The organism is Campylobacter sp. P091 (assembly GCF_002138935.1).
Taxonomy (GTDB): Bacteria; Campylobacterota; Campylobacteria; order Campylobacterales; family Campylobacteraceae; genus Campylobacter; species Campylobacter devanensis.
The window spans coordinates 86,605-109,831 of the sequence record NZ_MJKZ01000005.1 but is presented as its reverse complement, the minus strand read 5'-3'; the positions used below and the strand labels follow the sequence as shown (position 1 = coordinate 109,831).

Genomic DNA, 23,227 nt, shown 5'->3' with positions numbered 1-23,227 from the left:
ATATGGTAAAATCTCTATTTGGATATGCTAATACAACAAAATCTATCGCCAAAAGCGGCGGCTGGAATATCTATGATGATAAATTTAAAGTAGCTAGTAGCGATGAGTATGGAAATGCTCTATTGCCTGTGGATAAATTTGATCCAAATATTAGTGAACTAGAGATTCCAAGTCCTGGATTTCCGCCATCTCATAAGCTGATAAAATTGGCTAAAAATCTCATAAGCGAGTATGATTATTTTAGAAATTCCACCCCAAAAAGTATCTGGATTAGTGGCACAAATGGCAAGACTACAACGACTAAAATGACTGAGCATCTATTAAAAGATCGTGGTGCTATAATGGGTGGCAATGTGGGTATTCCACTTGGTGATTTAGTAGGTAAAGGGGCTAAAATTTGGATTTTAGAGACTAGCTCTTTTACTATGCATTATACGAAATTTGCAACACCTGATATATATGCGTTACTGCCTATTAGCGATGATCATATAAGCTGGCATGGAAGTGCTAAAGAGTATGAAAATGCCAAGCTGAAACCGCTATCAATGATGAAAGAAGGTAGCGTGGCTATAGTGCCAAAATGCTATGAAAAGATCAAATCTCACGCTAAGATTATAGGGTATGATGATGAGATTGATTTAGCTAATAAATTTAGTATAGATATTGGTAGGATTGATTTTAGGGTTCCATTTTTGATGGATGCGATTATGGCGCTTTGTATTGAGAGCATAATATTTAGTCGTTGTAGCATTGATCTGCTTAATAAATTTATCATTGAGCCTCACAAGCTTGAAGAGTTAAAGGACGCCAAAGGTAGATTATGGGTCAATGATACTAAAGCTACAAATATAGACGCAACTCTTCAAGCCTTAGCCAGATATGAGGGGTCTAAGATTCATATTATATTAGGTGGCGATGATAAGGGTGTGAGTATAGAAAAAGTAGTCGCTACAGCTGCTAAGCAAGGCGCTACAATCTATGCTATTGGCTCAAATTGCGATGATATAGAAAAGATGAGCTATAAATTTGGTGCTAAAGTATTTAATGCTAAAGAGCTTTATAATGCTGTAAATTTGATAGATAAAGAGATGAATATAGACGATGTGGCTTTGCTTAGCCCAGCGTGTGCTAGTTTAGATCAGTTTAGTTCATATGCGCATCGTGGAGATAAATTTAAAGAATTTATAGCAAAAATTATATAAATTCTTAAATTTGAGTAGAATTTTATCTATATTTAAGTTTTAAAAAGGTATAATTACAACTCATTTTTAAGGTGGTTGGATAGCTCAGTCGGTAGAGCAGCAGACTGAAAATCTGCGTGTCGGCAGTTCAATTCTGCCTCTAACCACCATTTTTATTCAATTTACATTTTTATATCATATTTAATTTTTTATCTCTTCTAAAGCCGCTAAGTGATTAATTAAGAAAATTATGCTCGTTAAAGAAAATTCTACAAATATCGCTCAAATCAAGGATTATTAAGGGATATCATATGGATATAATAAATTATGCAAAATATGAAAATATGAATAGAAAATAGCTATCAAAACATTTAAAAAAGCTAAGAATAAATATAAAAAATTCAATAAAAAATTAAAAAAGAATAATGAGTTGATTGAATTTTTAATGATTAAAGATAAATGTTGTTATTTTAGTAAATTTAATATATAATTACAGCTTTTAAATTATCATAATTTCAGGAACTAAAATGGCTAAATCCAAAGTTCAATCAGTAGAACCAAATGTTGCAGATTACATTAATTCCCAGTTAAAAAGCTATAAATTAGATTATAAACTCGAACAAGAATCTTTAAATAGTCAAATTGATAACGCATTAAATTTATACTATTCTAAAAATGGCGGTGCAGGTGGTAATCGCCCAGATGCTAAGCTGCTAAAGCAAGACCCAAAAAGTCTAAAATATTATCCAGTTTTAATTGAATACAAAGGCTATAAAGATAAGCTAATTAAGCTTGATAAAGATGGTCAAATCGATAACAAAAATACTAAAAATGAGCCAAATTTCAAGAATATTAACGAATATGCGGTTAATGGTGCTGTGCATTATGCTAATGCTATTTTACACCATACTGACTATGATGAGATTATTGCTATTGGCGTTACTGGCTTTAAAGATACATTAAGCGACAAACTTGAGATAAAAATTGGCGTATATTATGTAAGCAAAGCCAACTTAGCTAAAGCTATAAAAGTAGGTGAATATAGCGATTTATCATTTTTAAAAGATGATAATTTTATCAAATTTACTCAAAAGCTAAAAGAGCTAAATCTAACCCCTCAAGAGCTAGAAGCGATAAAAACCAAAAAAGATGAAGAAATTTCTATAGTTTTAACTAAGTTAAATAATGATATTTATAGAGATGAAAAAGGCTTAAGCGAAAATGATAGAGTCTATCTTGTCGTAGCAACGATTATCGCTACTTTAGGTGTTGAGGGCGGTAAGGTTGCACCACTTACAAAAGATAAGCTAATATCATCTGAAGAAAACGGAGAGAGAGATGGCGATAAAATTTTAAGCAAAGTCAAAAATTTTCTCAAAGAAAAATCAATCCCAGAAGATAAACAAGGGCTAATAATTCGCACGCTAGCTAACACTCTAACAGCTGAAAATTTAAATAAGCCAATAAACGGCGAGAGCCAACTCAAGCGTGTATTTTGCAAAATCGTAGATGATTTAGGCGAGTATTATAAAAGTGAGTTAAATATCGATTTTACCGGTAAATTATTCAATGAAATGTATGCTTGGCTAGGCTTTACTCAAGATCAGTTAAATGATGTTGTTTTGACTCCGCCATATGTCGCAACACTCTTAGTTAAACTCGCTAGAGTAAATAAAGATAGCTTTGTTTGGGACTTTGCTACTGGTTCGGCTGGACTTTTGATTGCTGCGATGAACGAAATGATAGAAGATGCTAAAAATCAAATTCAATCCCCAGACTCTCAAAAGCAAAAAATCGCCACAATAAAAGCTGAACAGCTAATGGGCTTAGAAATTTTGCCAAATATTTATATGCTTGCTGTGTTAAATATGATCTTAATGGGCGATGGTAGCTCAAATATTTTAAATAAAGATAGCCTTAGAGATTTTGATGGAGATTATGCCTATGGCACAAAGCAGGGTAAATTCAAAGCTACTGCATTTATTCTAAATCCTCCATATTCAGCTGAGGGTAATGGAATGATATTTGTCCAAAAAGCCCTATCGATGATGGACAACGGCTATGCAGCTATAATTATCCAAAGTTCAGCCGGAAGTGGCAAAGCCCAAGCTATCAATAAAGAAATTCTAAAATCTAACACTTTAATAGCTAGTATTAAAATGCCAATTGACCTATTTATCGGTAAATCTAGTGTTCAAACTAATATTTATGTCTTTAAAGTAGGTGAGGCTCATAATGCTAAACATGTGGTTAAATTTATAGATTTTAGCGATGATGGCTACGCAAGAGCAAACCGCAAAAAGGCCAAATCTAGCCTAAATCTACGAGATATTGGTAATGCTAAGGCCAGGTATGCTGAGGTTGTCGATCTAGTGCATTATGGCAAAAATTATCTAAATTTGCTTAGTTCAAATGACTATTTCGAAGGCGTGATAGACCCTACTAGCGGCTCAGACTGGAATCAATCAGCACCGATTGATACTAGGCCAACTTTAGAGGATTTTAAAAAGACTGTAAGCGACTATCTAGCGTGGGAAGTAAGTCAAATAATCAAAAATCAAAAAGATAATCTGGGAAAGTAATATCCCCACTTAATCAAAAAATAAGTAGCATTGAGTGGGGTGAATTTAGAATTGGTGATTTGTTTGACAGCTCAAATGGAAATTTTGATATTCAAAAATCCCATATAAATGACAAAGGTTATTTTGTCGTAACTGCCGGAGAAACTAATAATGGAATTTTAGGCAAAAGCGATATAGAAGCTAGAATTTTCGAAGCTAACACAATAACGATTGATATGTTTGGATTTGTGTTTTTTAGACAATTTGAATATAAAATGGTTACACATGCAAGAGTATTTTCTTTAAAACCCAAATTTAAAACAACACACAAACAAGGGCTATTTTTGGCAAGTTTATTTAAACATTTAAAAACTAAATTTGGTTATGATAATATGTGTTCGTGGGCTAAAATTAAAGATGATAAAATCCAACTCCCAATAAATAAAGATGGTGATATTGATTTTGAATTTATGGAGAGCTTCGTAGCAGAGCTAGAGGCGGAGCGAGTAGCAGAGCTAGAGGCGTATCTTGCCGCCGCGTCACTAAAAGATTACGAATTAACCGCCGCTGAATTATCCGCTCTTTCTAAATTTGAAAATTATAATTGGGGCGAATTTAGAATTGCAGATTATTTTAAAAAAGTAAATTTAAAAAATGCTAAATTTGATAAAAGAAGTGATACAAACAGCGAAAAAACCGAAAAATATAATTTACCGCTAGTTAATGCAAAACATGGCGATAATGGAATTATGTTTTATGGTAGTAGCGATATATTTGATTTTACTGAAATGTCAATATGTATAGTTCAAAATGGTGCAGTTGCGACTGGCGATGTGTATCCGCAACCTCAAAAAACAGGCGTTTTATGGGACGCATATTTGATTAAATGGGCGAATATTGAGAGCAATAACGAAATTTTATTTTATGCTACAACTGCTATACATAAAACAATTAAGCAAAAATTTTCTTATGATTTTAAAGCAACTTGGGAGAGGGTAAAAAAAGAAAAAATTTATTTGCCTACTAATAACGGTGATATTGATTTTGAATTTATGAATAATTTTATCAAAGCGATTAAGAAGCTAGTAATAAAAGATGTAGTTTTATACACTGATAACAAAATTAAAGCTACAAAAAGCATAGTAAGCTCAAATCAATGAATAAATTTAACTTTTTAGCGTTATTAATTCTAAGTTTATTCTAACTTTGATAAAATATGGCCATTAATTAATAGAGGAATATAATGGCTAGAGTTTTTTTAAGCGCACCATATATGGGCGGTAATGAGTTAAAGTATGTCAATGAAGCATTTAAAAGTAATTATATAGCACCACTTGGAGAGTTTGTAGATAGGTTTGAAAATAGTATAAAAGATTATACTAAATCACCAAATGCAGTAGCTCTTAGCTCAGCAACTGCTGGATTGCATTTAGCGCTTAGAGTTTTAAAAATAAGCGATGGCGATGCTGTTTTGGCCTCATCTTTTACATTTGCTGCTAGTGTAAATCCTATAATGTATGAAAGGTGTGAGCCTATATTCATAGATTGTGATGAGAGTTGGAATCTTAGCCCAAAACTCTTAAAAGATGCAATAAATAAAAGCGATAAAAAGCCAAAAGCACTAATTATAACCCACTTATATGGCCAAGCAGCAAAGATGGATGAGATAGTAGAAATTTGCACTGAAAATAATATAGCTATTATAGAAGATGCGGCTGAGGCTTTGGGTGGATTTTATAAAGGCAAAGCACTTGGAAGCATTGGTGATATTGGAGTTTATAGTTTTAATGGAAATAAGATCATAACCACAGGTGGTGGCGGTATGTTAGTTAGCCATGATAAAAACTTAGCTAATAAAGCTAGATATTATAGCACACAAGCAAGAGAGCCATTGCTGCACTATGAGCATTTAGATTATGGGTATAATTATAGGCTTAGTAATGTTTTGGGTGCTATTGGAGTGGGGCAGATGGAGGTCTTGCAAAGCAGAGTAGAGAGAAAAAGGCAGATATTTGATATCTATTCAAATTTACTCAAAGATGTGGCTGAGTTTATGCCTGAAATTCCAAATTCTCGTGGTAATAGATGGCTTACTACGCTTTTATTTAAAGAGAAAAATAAGCATTTAAAAGTTATAGAAGCACTAAATAAACACGATATAGAAAGTAGACCACTATGGAAGCCAATGCATCTTCAACCAGTATTTAAAGGTGCTAAATGCGTTGTAGATGGCACGAGTGAGGATTATTTTAGTAGGGGAATGTGTCTTCCAAGTGGTGCTGATATGAGTGATGAATTAGTAGAAAAAGTTGCTAATATCGTTAGGAGTGCGCTGTGATTAGAGCGACTAAGAGGCGTAGAATAGCATTTTTTTTACTATGCGATACTTTGATATTTGCATTTAGTATATATTTTGCTTTTTTACTTAGATTTAGTGGGGATATACCTGAGATATTTATTCCTGGTATGATATATAGTGGAGTAATTTTGATTGTTATCAAGATTGCTATGCTATGGGCTTTTCAAATTTATAGAGTGCCGTGGAGATTTTTTGGATTAAATGAATCTAGAAAGATTACGCTAGCTTGTCTGCTTTGTGCGGGAATATTTTTTGGAATATTTTTATCTTATGAGGAGATCTTTGCTCCTTTTCCAAGAAGTGTTATAATTATAGATGCGCTTATTTCGGCTATTATGGTAGGTAGCTTAAGAATTTCAAAACGAGCTTTAATGGACTTTAAAAAGGCTAAAAATGGCAAACCTTGCGTTATTATAGGTTCTACTTCTAAAACTCTACAAATCCTAAAAGGACTCAAAAGTGGATATGCAAACTATTACGCCGTAGGTATAGTAGATGGTAGAAAAGATCTAGTAGGCACATACTGCGATGGCTATCAAGTAGGTCATAAAGATGAGCTAAAAAGCTATATAGAAGATGGCGTAAAAAGCGCTATAATAGCTCTAAAACTTATGCCAAATGAGCTTAAAGAACTATATGATGAGCTAGATACTTTAGGATTTAAAGATATTAAAATATTTTCTTTAATTGGGCAAAAAAATGAGGGAATTACAGATATTAGCATAGAAGATTTACTAGCTAGAAAACCAAAAGACCTAGATAGTGCAGCTGTTGAGTCATTTATAGGTGGTAAGGTAGTGATGGTTACTGGCGCTGGTGGGACAATCGGTAGCGAGATATGTAAGCAGTGCTTGAAATTTGGTGCTAAAGAGTTAATAATGGTAGAACATAGCGAGTATAATCTATATCAGATTAATGAAGCCACAAACGCTGATGAGCGTAATCGCTTAGTTATGTTAAATATCACTCATATTAATGAATTTGATTTTGTATTTTCTAAATTTCGCCCAGATATAGTGATTCACGCAGCTGCATATAAGCATGTTCCATTATGTGAGTTTAATCCATTAATTGCTGTGCAAAATAATATAATGGGAACTAAAAATGTTATAGATTTAGCCAAAAAATATGAAACTAAAAAGGTAGTGCTAATCTCAACTGATAAAGCTGTAAGGCCGACAAATATCATGGGAGCTACTAAAAGGGTTTGTGAATTATATGCGTTAAATTCAAATACCAGCTCTACTGAGATTGCGGCGGTGAGATTTGGCAATGTGCTTGGTAGTAGCGGTAGTGTGATACCTAAATTTAAAGCCCAAATCGCAGCCAATGAGCCACTAAGCGTAACTCACCCAGATATCACTAGATATTTTATGCTTGTTAGCGAGGCGTGTCAATTAGTGCTTCAAGCAGCTAGCATTGCAAGTGGCGGTGAGCTTTTTGTGCTTAATATGGGTGAGCCAGTTCGTATCGCTGATATGGCTAAAAGAATGCTAAGATTAAGCAATAAAGAGCATCTTGGAATCAAATTTGTAGGTTTGCGTCCGGGTGAGAAGCTGTATGAAGAGCTTTTGATTGATCCAAATGATGTAGCAACTAAATTTGAAAGTATCTTTGTAACCAAAAGCCAACCATATGATATCGATCTATTAAATAGTCAAATTTCTGATCTATTACAAAGTCAAAACGACGCAGAAGTTGAACAAAGATTAAAACTTATCGTGCCTGAGTTTCATCATAATAAAAATAGGAATTAATGTGATTTTTAAAGAGATTGAAGAATTTAGCGAGATACGCTATAAGGCTAGAGCCTATTTATGCCATCTTTTAGATAGAAATATACCAAATAATCTCCCTGGTGTAAATGTTCAAAGCATTAATGATGGTTTTGATAAGATCGCACATGAGGTTGATAGCTTTGATGCGTTTTATATATTGGATAAAAATGGAATTCAACTAGATAATACCATAAGTCTAGATTCTAAAAATATATCTGGTAAAGGAATGAATAGAAGTAATAAGGCGTATTATTATAGATGTGTTCGTGAGAAGCGATGCGTGCTAACAGATCCATATCCATCAAGCCTTACTAATCGCCTTTGTGTTACAGCTTCAATGCCTATATGTAATGATAAAAAAGAGTTGCTTTATATAGCATGTGTGGATATTGGGTTAAAAGAGCTTTTGGCTATGATTAGTCCTAGTTCTGTAGATGGAATATTTGGCAAATTTACAAAGCTTATATATTCTGTTTTTTCTATTGCTCTTTTTGCGATCTCATTGGTTTTATTTGTTTATGGTATAAAGAGCTTTGTATTAAAAAGCTTTAATGAGATTAATATTAGTGAGGTTTTTGAATCCACTATTGTGCTTACTTTAGCACTTGCAATATTTGATCTTGTTAAGGCGATATTTGAAGCTGAGGTTTTAGGTCGGCCAAATCACCATCAAAATGGCGGCAGTAGAACAATGGTAAGATTTATAGGGAGTATTATTATAGCTTTAGCTATTGAATCTCTTATGTTGGTATTTAAATTTGCAATTACTGATCCAAGTCAGATATTATACGCTATCTATCTTATCGGTGGGGTAGGGCTTTTGATGGTTGCTTTGAGTTGCTATTTATTTGTTTTAAAAAGGGGTAGTATTGATAGGGATTATTGATTATGGTGCTGGAAATATAAGAAGCGTTCAAAATGCTCTTGAGTTTGTCGGTGCTAAGAGTGAATTAGTAAGCGACGCAGATAGATTAAAAAGCTATGATAAGTTGCTTTTGCCTGGTGTAGGTGCTTTTGGTAAGGCGATACAAAGATTAAGAGATACAAATTTAGATAATGCAATTTTAGAGTTTATAGCTAGTGGTAAGCCGTTTCTTGGGATCTGTCTTGGGATGCAACTTTTGTTTAAAAAGAGCTATGAATTTGGTGAGCATAGTGGTCTTGGAGTGATTGATGGGAGTATTATTAAATTTGATGAATCTAAATTTGATAAGCCTCTTAAAGTGCCGCATATGGGCTGGAATATGGCTAAATTTACTAAACAAAGCAAGATTGTAGATGGTCTTGGCAAGAGTGCTTATTTGTATTTTGTTCATTCATATCATGCTGTTTGTGATAGTAAATTTGCTTTGGCTTATACTGAGTATGGGTATGATTTTGTCAGTGCTGTTGAGTATGAAAATGTCTATGGATTTCAGCCTCATCCTGAAAAATCACATGAGAGCGGACTAAGAATAATTAAAAATTTTATGGAGATATAGATGGAAAAATATATGGCAATAGACTTAAAAGATGGCAAGGCAGTTAGGCTATCTAAAGGTCTTATGGATAGTGCTAAAATTTACTCAAATGAGCCGTGGGAGCTAGCTAAGAGATTTAGCGATGCTGGGGCTAAGTGGTTGCATATTGTAGATTTAGATGGAGCATTTGCAGGAGATGCTGTAAATTTAAAAACTATAGAAAAAATTGTAAATGCTACAAATTTAAATATACAAATTGGCGGCGGAGTCCGTAATGAAGAGCGTATAAAAAGCTATTTAAACTCAGGAGTTAGTAGGTTGATTTTGGGTTCTGTTGCACTTAAAAATCCTGAGTTTGTAAAAGAGATGGCTAAAAAATACAGAATAGTTGTAGGAATAGATGCTAAAGATGGGTTTGTAGCAGTAGAAGGATGGGCTGAGGTAAGTCAGATAAGAGCTACTGATCTTGCTAAGCTATATGCAGATGCTGGAGTTGAAGCGATAATTGCCACAGATATTAGCAAAGATGGTATGCTGTGTGGGTTAAATTTAGAATTTACATCAAGCATTGCACAAGCTAGTGGTATTGATACGATTGCAAGTGGTGGTGTGGCAAGTTTAGCCGATTTAGAGACTGCAAGCAAAACTAATGGAATATCTGGGGTTATAATTGGCAAAGCTTATTATGAAGGAAAAATAGCACTTAATGATATTTTTAATAACAATTTTTAACTGTTAAAGTATTTTAAAAGTAATTTTAGATAAAATATCGTCTAAAGTTGAGAAAGGATAGTTAGTGAAGTTATTGGTTGTTGATGATAGCTCTACTATGAGAAGAATTATAAAAAATACACTAGAAAGGCTTGGACATAACGAAGTATTGCAGGCTGAGCATGGTGTAGAGGCTTGGGATATACTTTGCCAAAATCCAGATGTAGGCGTGTTAATTACTGACTGGAATATGCCTGAAATGAATGGTTTAGAGCTAGTTAAAAAGGTTAGGGCTGAGTCTAAGTATGAAAATATGCCTATTATAATGGTAACCACAGAGGGTGGTAAGGCTGAGGTTATTACAGCATTAAAAGCTGGAGTGAATAACTATATTGTTAAGCCTTTTACGCCGCAGGTTCTTAAAGAGAAACTTGAAGACGTTCTTGGATAATGAAAGATAAATATTACGAATTAAAAGTTACATCCCAGCAAATTGAGCCATTAAAAGATCTTGTTTTTGAATTTGGATTTACCTGTATAGAAGAGATCGATAGTGGCTTTATCATTAGGGATGAGCAGAGCTTGGAAGATACCAAGTGGGGACTTGAAGAGTTTGCTAGTCGCTTGGGCTGCAAAATAACTACTGATTTACAAATCAAAGATAATATAGACTGGATTAATGAATATAAAAAAGGCATAGCTCCGGTTGAAGCCGGTGAGTTTTATATTAGGCCAAGTTGGGAAACTCCAAAAGATGGGCTAATAGATATTATTATCGATCCAGCATTAGCTTTTGGCTCTGGTCATCACGAGAGTACAAATTCATGTCTAAAGCTAATTTCAAAATATTCTAAAGGATATAAAAATGCTCTAGATGTTGGTTGCGGTAGTGGTATTTTAAGTATTGCTATGGCAAAGTTAGGGCTAAATGTAAGCGCTTGTGATACTGATGAACTAGCCGTTCAAAGCAGTCTTGAAAATGCGCAAAAAAACAATATAGCTATAGATAAAATTTGGACTGGTTCTATAACTAATAGTAATGAGTCTTATGATATTGTAGTAGCAAATATCATTGCTGATGTTATACTATTTCTTGCAAATGACCTAAAATCTAAGATAAAAGTCGGTGGCATAATAATTTTATCTGGAATTCTTACAAAATATAAAAATAGAATTATAAACGCTTTTAGCGAATTTGAGTTGATAGAGAATTTAACTCAAAATGAGTGGGAGAGTTTTGTATTTAAAAATCAAGGAAAATAATGGAAAATAAAAATCAACCAAATAATAATAGTTTTTTTAATAAAAATCCTATTTTAATGTTTGCGATTTTTGCTGTGGTGATGGTGCTGATTTTTCGTAGTATGAGCCCTGATGAGATGGGAATATCTGGTACGAATTCAAAAAATATCAGCTACTCAGAGCTAAAATCCCTAATTAAATCAAAGCAGATAAATGAGGTTGTAATCGGACAAACTACGATAAAAGCTAGTGGAAATGGTCAAGCATATGTAGTAAAAAAAGTTGCTAATGATCAAACTTTAGTTCCACTTTTAGAAGAGAATAACATCAGCTATGGAGCATATAGTGAGAGTAATTGGCTAAGCGATATGCTATTTTCATGGGTTATTCCTGTATTTATTTTCTTTGCAATTTGGATGTTTTTAGCCAGTAGAATGCAAAAAAATATGGGTAGCGGAATCCTTGGTATGGGAAGTAGTAAAAAGTTAATTAATAGCGAAAAGCCAAAAGTTAAATTTGATGATGTAGCTGGCGTAGAAGAGGCTAAAGAGGAGGTAAAAGAGATCGTAGATTTCCTTAAAAATCCTGAACGCTATATTCGCTTAGGTGCTAAAATTCCAAAAGGTGTGCTATTAGTAGGCCCTCCAGGCACTGGTAAAACATTACTTGCCAAGGCTGTTGCTGGTGAGGCCGAGGTTCCATTTTTCTCAGTTTCTGGATCAAGTTTTATAGAGATGTTTGTAGGTGTGGGCGCAAGTCGTGTTAGAGATCTATTTGAAAATGCTAAGAAAGAAGCACCTGCTATCGTATTTATAGATGAAATTGATGCTATTGGCAAGAGTAGGGCGGCTGGTTCTATGATGGGTGGCAATGATGAAAGAGAGCAGACTCTAAATCAGCTTTTAGCTGAAATGGATGGATTTGATAGCGATAAAAGTCCTGTAATAGTTCTAGCAGCAACCAACCGCCCAGAGGTTTTAGATGCGGCACTTTTAAGACCAGGTAGATTTGACCGCCAAGTTTTAGTTGATAAACCTGATTTTAAAGGGCGTGTTGATATATTAAAAGTACATAGCAAAGAAGTCAAGCTTTCAAATGATGTAAATATGGATGAGATAGGTCGCTTAACTGCTGGTTTGGCTGGAGCAGATTTGGCTAATATCATTAATGAAGCTGCTCTTTTGGCTGGCCGTTCTAATAAAACTAAAATTGATCAAAAAGATCTAGTTGAAGCAGTTGAGAGAGCAATTGCAGGTTTAGAGAAAAAATCTCGCCGTATAAATCCAAAAGAGAAAAAGATAGTTACATATCATGAGTGCGGACACGCTTTAATAGCTGAAACTACAAAAGGGGCTGATAAGGTTACAAAAGTATCGGTAATACCGCGTGGTATTGCAGCTTTAGGTTATACGCTTAACGCCCCAGAAGAGAATAAATTTTTAATGCAAAAACATGAGTTGATTGCTAAGGTTGATGTATTGCTAGGCGGTAGAGCTGCTGAACAGGTCTTTATCAAAGAGATTAGTACAGGTGCAAGTAACGATCTTGAACGCGCTACTGATATTATAAAAGCAATGGTATCAATGTATGGAATGACTGATGTAGCTGGCCTTATGGTATTAGAAAAACAACGCAATGTATTTTTAAATGGAGGCCAAACTCTAAAAGATTATAGCGATGATATGGCACAAAAACTTGATGAGTTTGTAAAGAGCTTTTTAAATGAGAGATATGAAGCAGTTCTTGCTACGCTTGAGCTTTATCGTGGTGCGATAGAAAAAATGGTAGAATCTTTATATGAAGAAGAGACTATAGAGGGCGATAAAGTTAGGGCGATTATTAAAGAATTTGAAGAAGCAAATGGTTTGCCTACACGCTTAATAGATGTTGAAGATGAGAATTCAGACATTAAAAAAGCAAAAGAGAATCAAGTAGATGAATAATCTAGGAATCATAAGCAGATATGGATATAAATGCATCACTATTTCAGTGGTGCTTTTAATACTATCTTGGATTTTTGATTTTTGGTTTAGTTTTTTTACTATCTTACTTTTAGCTACTTTGTGGGTTTATAGAAACCCTGAAAGACTACCGCAAAGTGAAGATTCTAAAGCTATATTATCTCCTATTGATGGAGTTGTAGAAGATATTAAAAAATGCAATTATAATGGCCGTGGTTATAGTGAAATTTTAATTCGCTCAAGAATCATTGACTGTGGTGTTTTGCGTGCTACTTGTGATATGGAGATATCTGATATTAAAAGGCGTAATGGTCTAAATTTACATAGCAGCGATTCAAACTCAAATTTATTAAATAACCGAGCTACCATAATATCTAAAAATCAAGATATTATACTTCGTATTAGCACTTCAGCACTTACTTCTAAGATTTATTTAGAAAGTATAAATTATGTTAAATCTGGTCGTAGAATAGGCTTTATTAAAGATGGTAAAATCTCTATTTTGATGCCTTTAAATACGAGAATATCTCTTACTAAAGGTGATAAAGTAAAAGCTTGTAATATTATAGGTTATATAGATGAATAGTAATAATAAATTAATATATATACTTCCAAATTTATTTACAGCAGGTAGTGCATTTACTGGTATTATCAGTATTTTAGCTAGTGCTAATGGCGAATTTGGAAAGGCTATTTTTTATCTTGTAATCTCTCTTGTGCTTGATGGGCTAGATGGTAGAGTAGCAAGATTAACCAAAACCACATCTAAATTTGGTGTTGAATTTGATAGTTTGGCTGATTTAGTTGCTTTTGGTGTAGCTCCAGCTATGTTATTTTATTTTAGTATCGGAAGCGAATTTGGTAGATTTGGTTCACTTATTACGGCTATGTTTGTAGTTTTTGGGGCTATTAGACTAGCTAGATTTAATGTTACAACTAATGAAAATGAACCAAATATGTTTATTGGATTGCCGATTCCTACAGCTGCTATAGTCGCTGGATTTTGGATTGGAATTTATAATAAATATGAAATTTTAATTGGTTTTGAATGGGTATTTATCATTTTAATGGCGGCACTTTCGATACTTATGGTCTCAAATGTACGCTATCCAAGCTTTAAAAAGGTTGATTTTAGTCGTGCTAATTATATTAAAGCTCTCGTAATGCTTGTAATACTATTTTCACTTTTATATTTATATCCTTTAGAATCAGCTACTGCTTTGATTTCTATTTATACTACATATGGTATAATTCGTGCTGTTTGGGCGAGATTTTTTGCCAAAAATATCAAGATAAAGGAACAAAAATGATAGCAAATAGTAAAAAAATTTATATATTTATCTATAAACTTTCTCTCCTTAATCTGCTCTGTAGCTCCTTTTAATAACTCTATGCATAGCATACTATAAAATATATTAAATTTAAGGATAATAAAATGGATAAAAATAAAATTATAATTTTTGATACAACATTAAGAGATGGTGAGCAAAGCCCTGGTGCCTCTATGAATACTGAAGAGAAAATTCAAATTGCTCTTCAATTAGAACGCCTTGGTGTTGATGTTATGGAGGCTGGATTTGCTGCTGCTAGTCCTGGAGATTTTGATGCGATTAATCAAATAGCCAAACAAGTAGAATCCATTAAAGTTGCTAGTCTTTCAAGAGCTCTTGAGCGTGATATAAAAGCAGCAGCCGATGCAATCGCTCCAGCAAAAAATAGAAGAATTCACACCTTCATCGCTACTAGTCCAATTCATATGGAACACAAGCTTAAGATGAAGCCTGATGAGGTTATCAAAAGAGCAGTTGAAGCAGTACAATATGCTAAAAGTTTTGTAGATGATGTTGAGTTTAGCTGTGAAGATGCTGGTAGAAGCGATATATCATTTTTAAAAGAGATATGTGATGCAGTGGTAAATGCTGGTGCTAAGACTTTAAATTTGCCTGATACTGTAGGTTTTAGATTGCCATATGAGATAGCTGATATGGTTAGAATTATGAGTGAGTACATTGGAGATAGAGCTATTATATCAGTACATAATCACAATGACCTTGGACTCGCAGTAGCAAATACTCTAGCAAGTATTAAGGCTGGAGCAAGACAGGTAGAATGTACTATTAATGGTTTGGGTGAAAGAGCTGGTAATGCAGCTTTAGAAGAGATCGTTATGGCGATCAAAACAAGAAGCGATGAATTTAGTGGATTATATGCTGATATCGTTACTAAAGAGATATATGCTACAAGTCGTTTAGTAGCTAGTATTACAGGTATAGAACCACAACCAAATAAAGCAATTGTAGGTAAAAATGCCTTTGCTCACGAGAGTGGTATTCATCAAGATGGTGTGTTAAAATGCGCTCAAACATATGAAATAATCAAAGCTGAAGATATAGGAGCAGAGAAAAATGCTCTAGTTTTAGGTAAGCATAGCGGTCGTCATGCCTTTAAAGATAAGCTAGTAAATTTAGGTTTTGATCTAAATGATGAAGAGGTAAATGAAGCGTTTAGCAAATTTAAATTACTTTGTGATAAGAAAAAAGAGATTTTTGATGATGATATTAGAGCACTTGTAAGTGATGAGATTATCAAAATACCTGAGATTTATACAATCGAAACTTTAAGCACTAGCTCATGTAACTCAGGTCATTCAAGTGCAGCTATTAGTATCAAATTTAATGGTGAGATTATTAGTGATGCAGCTCTTGGCAATGGTACGGCTGATGCGATATTTAAGGTAATTGATAGAATAAGCAAGGTTGCTGGAGAGCTAAAAGATTATAAAGTTTCAGCCGTATCTCAAGGCAAAGATGCTCTTGCTAAGGTTACTGTAAAGGTGGCCTTTGGTTCTAGTGAGCCTCCATTTATAGGTCATGGTTTAGATATAGATACTATGATGGCAAGTGCTAAAGCCTATGTAAGTGCTTTAAATAGTTATTTAAGTATGAAAAAATAGGTTTAAATTTGAATTTGGCTACTCTTTTAGCCAAATTCACTCAAAAAATAAATTTGCTTACTAAAATACAACATATTTAACTAAAAAATCCGATATCTATAAGGAGAAAATATGCAAATAAATGGCACAAATAGCTTAGATTTTTTAAGCATTAATCCAAATTCGAAAGATAGCATTGAAAGAATTAAAGAAGCTGCAAGCAAGATTGACGCAAGTGAGCTAACAAGAGGTTATCATATGCAGTTTATGCAACAAAGCTTTGAATTATCAAATGGTAATTTTAATATGCAAGTTGGCTTTATGAGTCTTAGCTTTGGGTTTAATAATCAAGATAATAGTGCAAATAATTTTACTAAAGAATTAAAAGATTTACTAAATCAAAATATAGATATTACTGGTTATAGCGGTAAGCCAATTGGCGACCTAAGCCCACAAGAGGCAAGCAACCTAATAAGCGATAGTGGATATTTTGGTATTGATAATACTGCAAATCGTATAGCCGACTTTGTCATAAATGGAGCCGGTGGCGATGCTGAGAAGCTAAGAAGCGGTTTAGAAGGGGTCAAAAATGGCTTCGCTCAAGCTGAAGCTATGTGGGGTCAAGCCTTGCCAGATATCTCTGAGCAAACAATGAATAAAACTCTAGATAGAATCAATCAAGCCATTATGGAGCTTAGCGGTAATGCTATTAATGTTACTGCGTAGTCTATCCTTATTTATATTACTATTCTTAGTAGCTGGATGTACAGCTGCTAAGAATCACACGGAAATTGCTAAAAACAGCTATATAAAAGGCATTGTAACTTCAATTAGTAAAGTTAATAGCGGTTATGTTTATACTATTGAATCTACTGATACTAGCAATGGTAAGCTCATATCAGCTCAAGGATTTAGCTCTAAGCCTTGCAATGTCGGTGATTTAGTATATGCTAGATTAAATGGTGCTAAATTTGACTATTTTGCTGTTTTGGTTACCGGATTTGAGCGAGTGCAAGAACCAGCCATTATCAAAAAACATCACAGAACCAAGCAAAATCTTACAGTAGATAGTATTCCAGTAGTAGAGAGTATTGAATTTTAATAAATTTATATTATTTAGTGATTAAATATTATAATAAAAATTATCTCAATTTAAATTTATTTAAAGCAAAAATAGATATAATCAAAGTATAAATTCATAATTTTATTTTTATAATATTTAAAAAAATACCGAATTTAACATATTTTATATATTTTAAGGTAAAAAGTTGAAAAAGAGTAGCTTGGTCTGCGTTGATTTATATAAAAATGTAATTTATGACTACTCAAATCACTTTAATCCGAAAGTAAAATATAAAATAAAAAATAATGAATTTAGTATTTGTTTTATACCAGCTAAAGCTTTAACAACTCTAAAATATTATACTGATGAGAAAGAGAATCTAGGTATAAAGATTATCAAATTTGCATACGATGAGCTGCTTTTAAATCCGCAAAAAGAGTATAAGATTAGCTATTTTGATGATAGTGATGGTGGTTATATGCTTTATATCATCGATATTGAATTAGCTTTGAAGGAATTAGATACTCAAGCGATTAATATCTTAAAAAATATTAATATAATTATTCCATCTCCTTTGTTAATGTGTGGATTTTATAGCTCTAATTTACTTGATAAATCTAGCATAGATTGTTTTATATTTTATGATAATGATGAGAGTTATTTATGCTTTTATCGTAATGGGCGATATGTTATGCATCATGGAATTATATGCGATACTTTGCCTAAGATAGCTAGGAATTGCAAAATTGAATGCACGGCTAAGATTATAGATCAAAATAGCAATAAATTTACTGAGTTATTAAATATAACTGTTCAAACTATCCAAAGTATTGCAAATATCGATAAAATCATACCAGATAGGATATATCTTAGTTCATTTATAGGAGATATTATAGGTCTTAATACTGCTTTATCTAATAAGCTTGGGCAAGAGGTTAGAGGGTTTGAGTTTTTAGATAATTTTAAAAGTCCAGCACCGCTTAATTTAATGATGGCAATATATGCTAAGGAACTAATACATAAAGGACAGCTGCTAAATTTTACACTATTTAATAAACCTAAACCGCTATATAAAAGAGCTGATGGTAAGCTATTTATTAGTATTGCTGCTGGAGCGATTTTGGGATTGATTTATCCGATTTATATGCTAATATTAACTTTTAATATAGAGGCTAAATCTACAAAACTTGGAGCAAATTTGACTTTGCAAAACTCAAGTGTGAGTAGTTTAAATAGTAGTCTAATAGCACTAAATAATGAGATTAAAAGTATAACCATACAAATTCAAAATATAAAAAATAATATAAATAAAAACTTAGCTACAATCGATATTATTGCAAGTAAATTTAATAACCAAAATTTAGCTATAATTTTAGCAAATATCGCAAATTTGATGGATAAATATTCGCTTCAAGCAAGGAATATAGAATTAAAAAATAATCAAATCAACATTGCAATCATCTCACAAGATACTCAAAATATTAATAATTTTATAAACTCTTTTAGCGCTAAAACTCACATTGGCCAACTCATCAGTAATCAAAATATTTTTGAATCAAACCTTACGATAGAACAAGAAAATGGATTTTAAATCCTTGTTAGAATCACGCAGCCAAAGAGAACAACATATGATATTTATGGGTGGATTTTTGATTATGTTTTATCTACTTTATCTTAGCTGGGACTATTTTGATAGACTCTATCAAAGCGCTTTAGCTAATTATGAATTACAGTTAAATAACTATATCAGTATGAATTCTCCGCAGCAAATTCAAAATCGCTTAGAGCTAGCAACAAAAAGATTACAAGATAGTAAAATTGAACTAGAAAATTTAAAAGCTGAGAATATCTTTATCCAATCTCACACTAAAAATCTAGTCGCAATCTTGGATAAATTTAGTTCTAGTAGTGAGATTTTAAGCTTTATTGGGGATAAGGCAAAAGAACATAATATAAAGATTTCTCAAATTTTGCCAAATAATATAAAAGAAAATAGTGCTATTTTATATGATTATAATCTATCTTTTAGTTCGACTTTTACTCAAACACTAGCTTTTATAGATGAGCTTAAAGGGGGCTTTATAGATATTAAAGAGGCTAGATTTGAGCCATATAGTAGTCAAATTAGACTAAGTTTGCAGAGTGTAAAATGAGATTGCTTTGTTTGTTTTTAACCATGACTACTTTGCTATTTTCTCAAGATTTAGGTACTAAATACAAATATATATTAGATTTATACAATAAAAGCCCATTAAGGGCAAATTTAAGTGATATAAACCAAGTAAAATCGCCATTTTACATCACTCAAAATGTTCAAACAGACTTTAATTCTAGCACTTTAAAATTAGAGGCTATAATAGAAAATAGAGCCAAAATCAACTCTAATTGGTATGAACTAGGTCAAAGTTGTCAAGAGATTTGCATTTTAGAGATAGAAAATCAAACTGTAATAATACTGCATAATAATAATAAAATTAGGCTTTCAATCTCAGAGGTAAATAATGATATTAAAGTTTTTTAAAATATTAAGTCTAGCTGCATTAACTATAAATCTAAATGCAAATGAGTGTAAAAATAAGAAATTAGATATGAGTCTAAGCCCAAATATAACATCATATGAAATTTTAGCTCAGCTTGCAAATATTTGCAAATTTAGCATTGCTTTAAGCGATTCAAATGCCACTAATGCATTAAAAACCCCAACAAATTTAATAAATATTTCACGCCTTAGTCTTGATGAAATTATACGCTTAGTAGCTGAGTCAAATGATCTTAGTTATGAGTTTAATGACAAAATGTTAAGTTTGTCATATATACAAACTAAAACCTTTAAAATGGATTATATTATCTCAGCTAGACAAGGTCAAGCAATTATTAAAGCTTCTGTAGATTCAGCTCCAATAGAGATTGGCGAGGATTATCAAAATAGTAGTCAAAATGATGAAAATAATCAAGATAATATAATAAAAACTACAGAAAAATTTGATTTTTGGCAAGATCTTGCTAATGAGCTAAAATTAGTATTAAATAGCCATAATGATTCATTTATTGCTCCAGCCCCAATCATTAATCCAGCAGCTGGGCTAATTCATATCACTGGTACTGCAAATCAACTACAAAGAGTACAAAACTATCTAAATTTGCTCTCAAACCGACTTAAAAAGCAGGTTTTAATCGATGTAAAAATAATCTCTGTTGAGTTAGATAATAGCTATACAAAAGGTGTTGATTGGAGTAAATTTGAGCTTGGTTTTAAAAGTTATTTAAGCGATGGTACTTCATCACGCCTAATTTTTAATAAAGGCACTACTCAAAATCCAGCCCATAGCCTAAAGAATATCTCTGGCGGATTTATCATTGGCGGAGATTTGCGTCTGAGCCTTGATGGTGTATTAAATTTTTTAAATACTAATGGGAAAAGTCAAATAATCTCAAGTCCTAAAATAATGGCAATGAATAACCAACAAGCCCTAATCTCAGTAGGTGATAATATCAATTATAGAATTGCTGAAGATATTACTAATAATGATACTAGTGAGATTACTAAAACTACTTATAAACAGCACTCTGTATTTATAGGAATTTTACTAAACCTCCTACCTGAAATTAGCGATGAGAATCGCATAATGCTGCGTATAAATCCTAGCTTAAGCAGCTTTAAATATTCAGCTGATGATGCTAAGCAGACACAACCTCGTGTAATCGCTCCAGATACTATGCAAAAAAAGTTATCTACTGTGGTAGAAATTTCTAGTGGTGATAGTATAATTTTAGGTGGTTTAATCGCTAAAAGCCTAGGTAACGAGATTAATAAAGTTCCAATTTTGGGTGATATTCCTTTGCTTGGGTATCTATTTAAAAGCGACCGACAAACTAGCAAAACTAGTGAATTAATCTTTATTATCACTCCAACTATAATTAACGGCCCGATTTTACCAAATGAACTTGGATTTGATGGAGTAGAAATATTTAATAAATAGTGTTTTGTTTAATATTTTAGTGATTTTATAAATGCAAAAAAGTTAATAAGCTTAAGAATAATTTAGTGTTTTTATCGTATATTCAAACCAAAGATTCAAGAAAACTTTTAGAAACTTCAGCTAGCATTTTATAACTTCTAGTAGTTTCGTTTAGTTTAGAGCCATTGCTTGAATAAAAGTTTGTTTCAAAAGCATAAATGCAATTATTGGTTTTAACTACATAATCAAATCTTTTAGCAACTTTACCTAGATTTGAAATTAGGTCAGATAAACCAGTTTTTCTAACAATTCAATATCGTCAATATTAGTAAAATGATATTTTAATTTTTTCCATTATCTATTACTTTGATTTCTTTTTCTCTTACAGCAATAAGTAGAGGTAAACATTTTCTTATTTCAGGGTATTTATTAAATAATAAATCAAAGTCATATTCCATATTTTTTGAACCTATTAAAGAGCTCATAATATTCAACTCAACTTTGATTTTATCAATATTTTATAAACAATGCTAAAAGTCTGTGTAATATTAGTAAGTTGCTATACTATCAGTAAAATTTGCAAACCATTCATTAAAATTTCTTTTCATATTAAAAACCTCTTTTTTGACATTCTTGTAACAATATTACAGCACGTTTTCCTCTGCTAAAATTTGCAGCTTCATAGGCTGATAGATTTTCCATCATAATTTGATGAAACCCTAATCGTTTAATTTTTTTCTTTAGTATTGCATTAGCTTTTCTTTCTTCAGCCACCATTCCTAGATATATCACGGTAAACCATTTATCAACCCACAAGGAATTTTCTCCATACGAAATACTTATTTCAGTTATTAGGTTAAGTATTGCATTGTTAACAACATCAGTTGTTTTATCATATATCAAACAAAAATCATTATATATTTTACTATTACCATAAATTTTAGCTAAATCAATGAAATATTGAAAATATTCAATATCTCTGGGAGCTTTTGCAGATAAATCTTTTTCTTTTAGATACACACAATAGTCGTCAAATTTACCACGATCATAATATACTATAGAATTATCAATAAATCTTTTTAAAATATTCATTCTATCTTCTCCTTTTGTAGTTCATTATAACAATTTCAGTTATATCGCCACGCTTACTTGCTGAAGAGTTTATCATTCTTTTTGCAAAAACCCTCTCAATTTCAAAACCTTTATATATATCATCAAAGAAATTGTCTTCTTCGTTTGTATTTTTAGGGTCAGAATTTGAAAGCATCAACAGAGATTTTTTATTATCTAAAAATTTATAATTCTCTGCAAGTTTTATTTGATCATTATCATCAAATCCAGATTTATCATAACTCACAAATGAATTCTTTTCCATAAGTGGTCTATATGGTGGGTCAAAATATACAAATGTGTTATTATCTGCTTTTTCTAAGACTTGTTCATAACTACCAAAACTTATTTCAACTTTTTGTAATAGAGTAGAACACAACCTTAAATTTTCTTTATCGCAAATTAGTGGATTTTTATATTTGCCGTGTGGTACATTGAATTTTCCATCTTTATTAACCCTATAAAGTCCATTAAAACAAGTTTTGTTTAAAAATATAAAATCAGCACATTTTTCAAAGTCATAGTGTTCGTTTAAATGAATTTCATTGTATCTATCTCTAACTTTATAAAAATAATTAGTTCTATCCTCGCTTGTCAAATATTCTTTTTCTAATATATCTAATTGTTTTATTACTTCTTTAAGATCTGCCTTAATACAACGATAGCAGTTAATAAGCTCTTTGTTAATATCATTTATATATGCTTTTTCAATTTGATAGTTTTGTAAAATATCAAAAAGAACAGCACCACCACCGACAAATGGCTCAATATATATTTTAATTTCTCCATTTATTAATTCTTGTGGATATAACTCTTTAAATTTATTTAAAAGCTGCCCTTTTCCACCAGCCCATTTTAAAAATGGTTTAGATAATTTTTTGTTCATTTCAATATTCTTTCAAAATTATAA

At 32.1% G+C, this 23,227-nt stretch carries 24 protein-coding genes and 1 tRNA gene; 21 read left to right on the top strand and 4 right to left on the bottom strand.

The genetic code is table 11. The features are described from left to right. Window positions 1–2 precede the first annotated feature (2 nt). From murD to mshL, 21 genes are all read left to right on the top strand, one after another. A complete protein-coding gene (gene murD / locus CIGNP91_RS06300) occupies window positions 3–1,202 on the top strand; it encodes a UDP-N-acetylmuramoyl-L-alanine--D-glutamate ligase (RefSeq protein WP_086253694.1) in 1,200 nt (399 codons plus the stop codon). A 73-nt stretch (window positions 1,203–1,275) separates the two neighbouring features. After that, window positions 1,276–1,351: transfer RNA gene (locus CIGNP91_RS06295), tRNA-Phe, on the top strand. Between the two features lie 357 nt (window positions 1,352–1,708). Beyond that, window positions 1,709–3,763, top strand: a complete 2,055-nt coding sequence (locus CIGNP91_RS06290; RefSeq protein ID WP_086253693.1) for an HsdM family class I SAM-dependent methyltransferase — start codon at window positions 1,709–1,711, stop codon at window positions 3,761–3,763. 59 nt (window positions 3,764–3,822) lie between these two features. Next, entirely contained in the window at window positions 3,823–4,902 is a 1,080-nt protein-coding gene (locus CIGNP91_RS06285; RefSeq protein ID WP_236848378.1) for a restriction endonuclease subunit S, read from the top strand. Between the two features lie 83 nt (window positions 4,903–4,985). After that, a complete protein-coding gene (gene pglE, locus CIGNP91_RS06280) occupies window positions 4,986–6,080 on the top strand; it encodes a UDP-N-acetylbacillosamine transaminase (protein ID WP_086234221.1) in 1,095 nt (364 codons plus the stop codon). After that, window positions 6,077–7,858, top strand: a complete 1,782-nt coding sequence (gene pglF, locus CIGNP91_RS06275) for a UDP-N-acetylglucosamine 4,6-dehydratase (configuration-retaining) (protein ID WP_086253691.1) — start codon at window positions 6,077–6,079, stop codon at window positions 7,856–7,858. Before pglE ends, pglF begins: the two co-directional genes overlap by 4 nt. 1 nt (window position 7,859) lies before the next feature. After that, entirely contained in the window at window positions 7,860–8,765 is a 906-nt protein-coding gene (locus CIGNP91_RS06270) for a PDC sensor domain-containing protein (protein ID WP_086238950.1), read from the top strand. Beyond that, entirely contained in the window at window positions 8,749–9,360 is a 612-nt protein-coding gene (gene hisH, locus CIGNP91_RS06265) for an imidazole glycerol phosphate synthase subunit HisH (protein WP_086225109.1), read from the top strand. The genes CIGNP91_RS06270 and hisH overlap by 17 nt, the downstream gene beginning before the upstream one ends. After that, a complete protein-coding gene (gene hisA / locus CIGNP91_RS06260; RefSeq protein WP_086226750.1) occupies window positions 9,361–10,071 on the top strand; it encodes a 1-(5-phosphoribosyl)-5-[(5-phosphoribosylamino)methylideneamino]imidazole-4-carboxamide isomerase in 711 nt (236 codons plus the stop codon). A gap of 64 nt (window positions 10,072–10,135) precedes the next feature. Further along, window positions 10,136–10,501: a chemotaxis response regulator CheY gene (locus CIGNP91_RS06255; protein WP_086225111.1), complete on the top strand. Its 366-nt coding sequence runs from the start codon at window positions 10,136–10,138 to the stop codon at window positions 10,499–10,501. Continuing rightward, window positions 10,501–11,313 (top strand): 50S ribosomal protein L11 methyltransferase, encoded by an 813-nt coding sequence (locus tag CIGNP91_RS06250; protein WP_086225112.1) that lies wholly within the window; start codon window positions 10,501–10,503, stop codon window positions 11,311–11,313. The genes CIGNP91_RS06255 and CIGNP91_RS06250 overlap by 1 nt, the downstream gene beginning before the upstream one ends. Further along, the gene (gene ftsH / locus CIGNP91_RS06245) at window positions 11,313–13,235 is read left to right on the top strand and encodes an ATP-dependent zinc metalloprotease FtsH (protein ID WP_086253690.1); all 1,923 of its coding nucleotides are present in this window, start codon (window positions 11,313–11,315) and stop codon (window positions 13,233–13,235) included. Before CIGNP91_RS06250 ends, ftsH begins: the two co-directional genes overlap by 1 nt. After that, window positions 13,228–13,839, top strand: a complete 612-nt coding sequence (locus CIGNP91_RS06240) for a phosphatidylserine decarboxylase (protein WP_086234224.1) — start codon at window positions 13,228–13,230, stop codon at window positions 13,837–13,839. Before ftsH ends, CIGNP91_RS06240 begins: the two co-directional genes overlap by 8 nt. Then, window positions 13,832–14,563, top strand: coding sequence for a CDP-diacylglycerol--serine O-phosphatidyltransferase (gene pssA / locus CIGNP91_RS06235; RefSeq protein ID WP_086225115.1), 732 nt, complete (start codon window positions 13,832–13,834; stop codon window positions 14,561–14,563). Before CIGNP91_RS06240 ends, pssA begins: the two co-directional genes overlap by 8 nt. Window positions 14,564–14,688: 125 nt before the next feature. Then, window positions 14,689–16,206 carry a 2-isopropylmalate synthase gene (locus CIGNP91_RS06230; protein WP_086253689.1) on the top strand — a complete coding sequence of 506 codons (1,518 nt, stop codon included), beginning with the start codon at window positions 14,689–14,691 and terminating at the stop codon, window positions 16,204–16,206. Between the two features lie 111 nt (window positions 16,207–16,317). After that, window positions 16,318–16,911 (top strand): hypothetical protein, encoded by a 594-nt coding sequence (locus CIGNP91_RS06225; protein ID WP_086253688.1) that lies wholly within the window; start codon window positions 16,318–16,320, stop codon window positions 16,909–16,911. Further along, window positions 16,898–17,287, top strand: coding sequence for a hypothetical protein (locus tag CIGNP91_RS06220; protein ID WP_141081104.1), 390 nt, complete (start codon window positions 16,898–16,900; stop codon window positions 17,285–17,287). Before CIGNP91_RS06225 ends, CIGNP91_RS06220 begins: the two co-directional genes overlap by 14 nt. Window positions 17,288–17,453: 166 nt before the next feature. After that, window positions 17,454–18,839 carry a hypothetical protein gene (locus CIGNP91_RS06215; RefSeq protein WP_086253687.1) on the top strand — a complete coding sequence of 462 codons (1,386 nt, stop codon included), beginning with the start codon at window positions 17,454–17,456 and terminating at the stop codon, window positions 18,837–18,839. Next, window positions 18,829–19,401 carry a hypothetical protein gene (locus tag CIGNP91_RS06210; RefSeq protein ID WP_086225120.1) on the top strand — a complete coding sequence of 191 codons (573 nt, stop codon included), beginning with the start codon at window positions 18,829–18,831 and terminating at the stop codon, window positions 19,399–19,401. The genes CIGNP91_RS06215 and CIGNP91_RS06210 overlap by 11 nt, the downstream gene beginning before the upstream one ends. Then, window positions 19,398–19,769 (top strand): hypothetical protein, encoded by a 372-nt coding sequence (locus CIGNP91_RS06205; RefSeq protein ID WP_086253686.1) that lies wholly within the window; start codon window positions 19,398–19,400, stop codon window positions 19,767–19,769. The genes CIGNP91_RS06210 and CIGNP91_RS06205 overlap by 4 nt, the downstream gene beginning before the upstream one ends. After that, window positions 19,750–21,228, top strand: coding sequence for a pilus (MSHA type) biogenesis protein MshL (gene mshL / locus CIGNP91_RS06200; RefSeq protein ID WP_086238958.1), 1,479 nt, complete (start codon window positions 19,750–19,752; stop codon window positions 21,226–21,228). The genes CIGNP91_RS06205 and mshL overlap by 20 nt, the downstream gene beginning before the upstream one ends. An 82-nt stretch (window positions 21,229–21,310) precedes the next feature. Here mshL and CIGNP91_RS08920 read toward each other — a convergent pair whose 3' ends face one another. The 4 genes from CIGNP91_RS08920 to CIGNP91_RS06180 all read right to left on the bottom strand — a co-directional run bounded on the left by CIGNP91_RS08920 (window position 21,311) and on the right by CIGNP91_RS06180 (window position 23,203). Continuing rightward, window positions 21,311–21,487, bottom strand: coding sequence for a DpnII family type II restriction endonuclease (locus tag CIGNP91_RS08920; protein ID WP_369126167.1), 177 nt, complete (start codon window positions 21,485–21,487; stop codon window positions 21,311–21,313). 61 nt (window positions 21,488–21,548) lie between these two features. Beyond that, window positions 21,549–21,713, bottom strand: a complete 165-nt coding sequence (locus CIGNP91_RS08915) for a DpnII family type II restriction endonuclease (RefSeq protein ID WP_442861881.1) — start codon at window positions 21,711–21,713, stop codon at window positions 21,549–21,551. A 103-nt stretch (window positions 21,714–21,816) separates the two neighbouring features. After that, window positions 21,817–22,299 (bottom strand): DUF7004 family protein, encoded by a 483-nt coding sequence (locus CIGNP91_RS06185; RefSeq protein ID WP_086225124.1) that lies wholly within the window; start codon window positions 22,297–22,299, stop codon window positions 21,817–21,819. 1 nt (window position 22,300) lies between these two features. Further along, window positions 22,301–23,203, bottom strand: coding sequence for a DNA adenine methylase (locus tag CIGNP91_RS06180; RefSeq protein ID WP_086253684.1), 903 nt, complete (start codon window positions 23,201–23,203; stop codon window positions 22,301–22,303). Window positions 23,204–23,227: the final 24 nt, after the last annotated feature.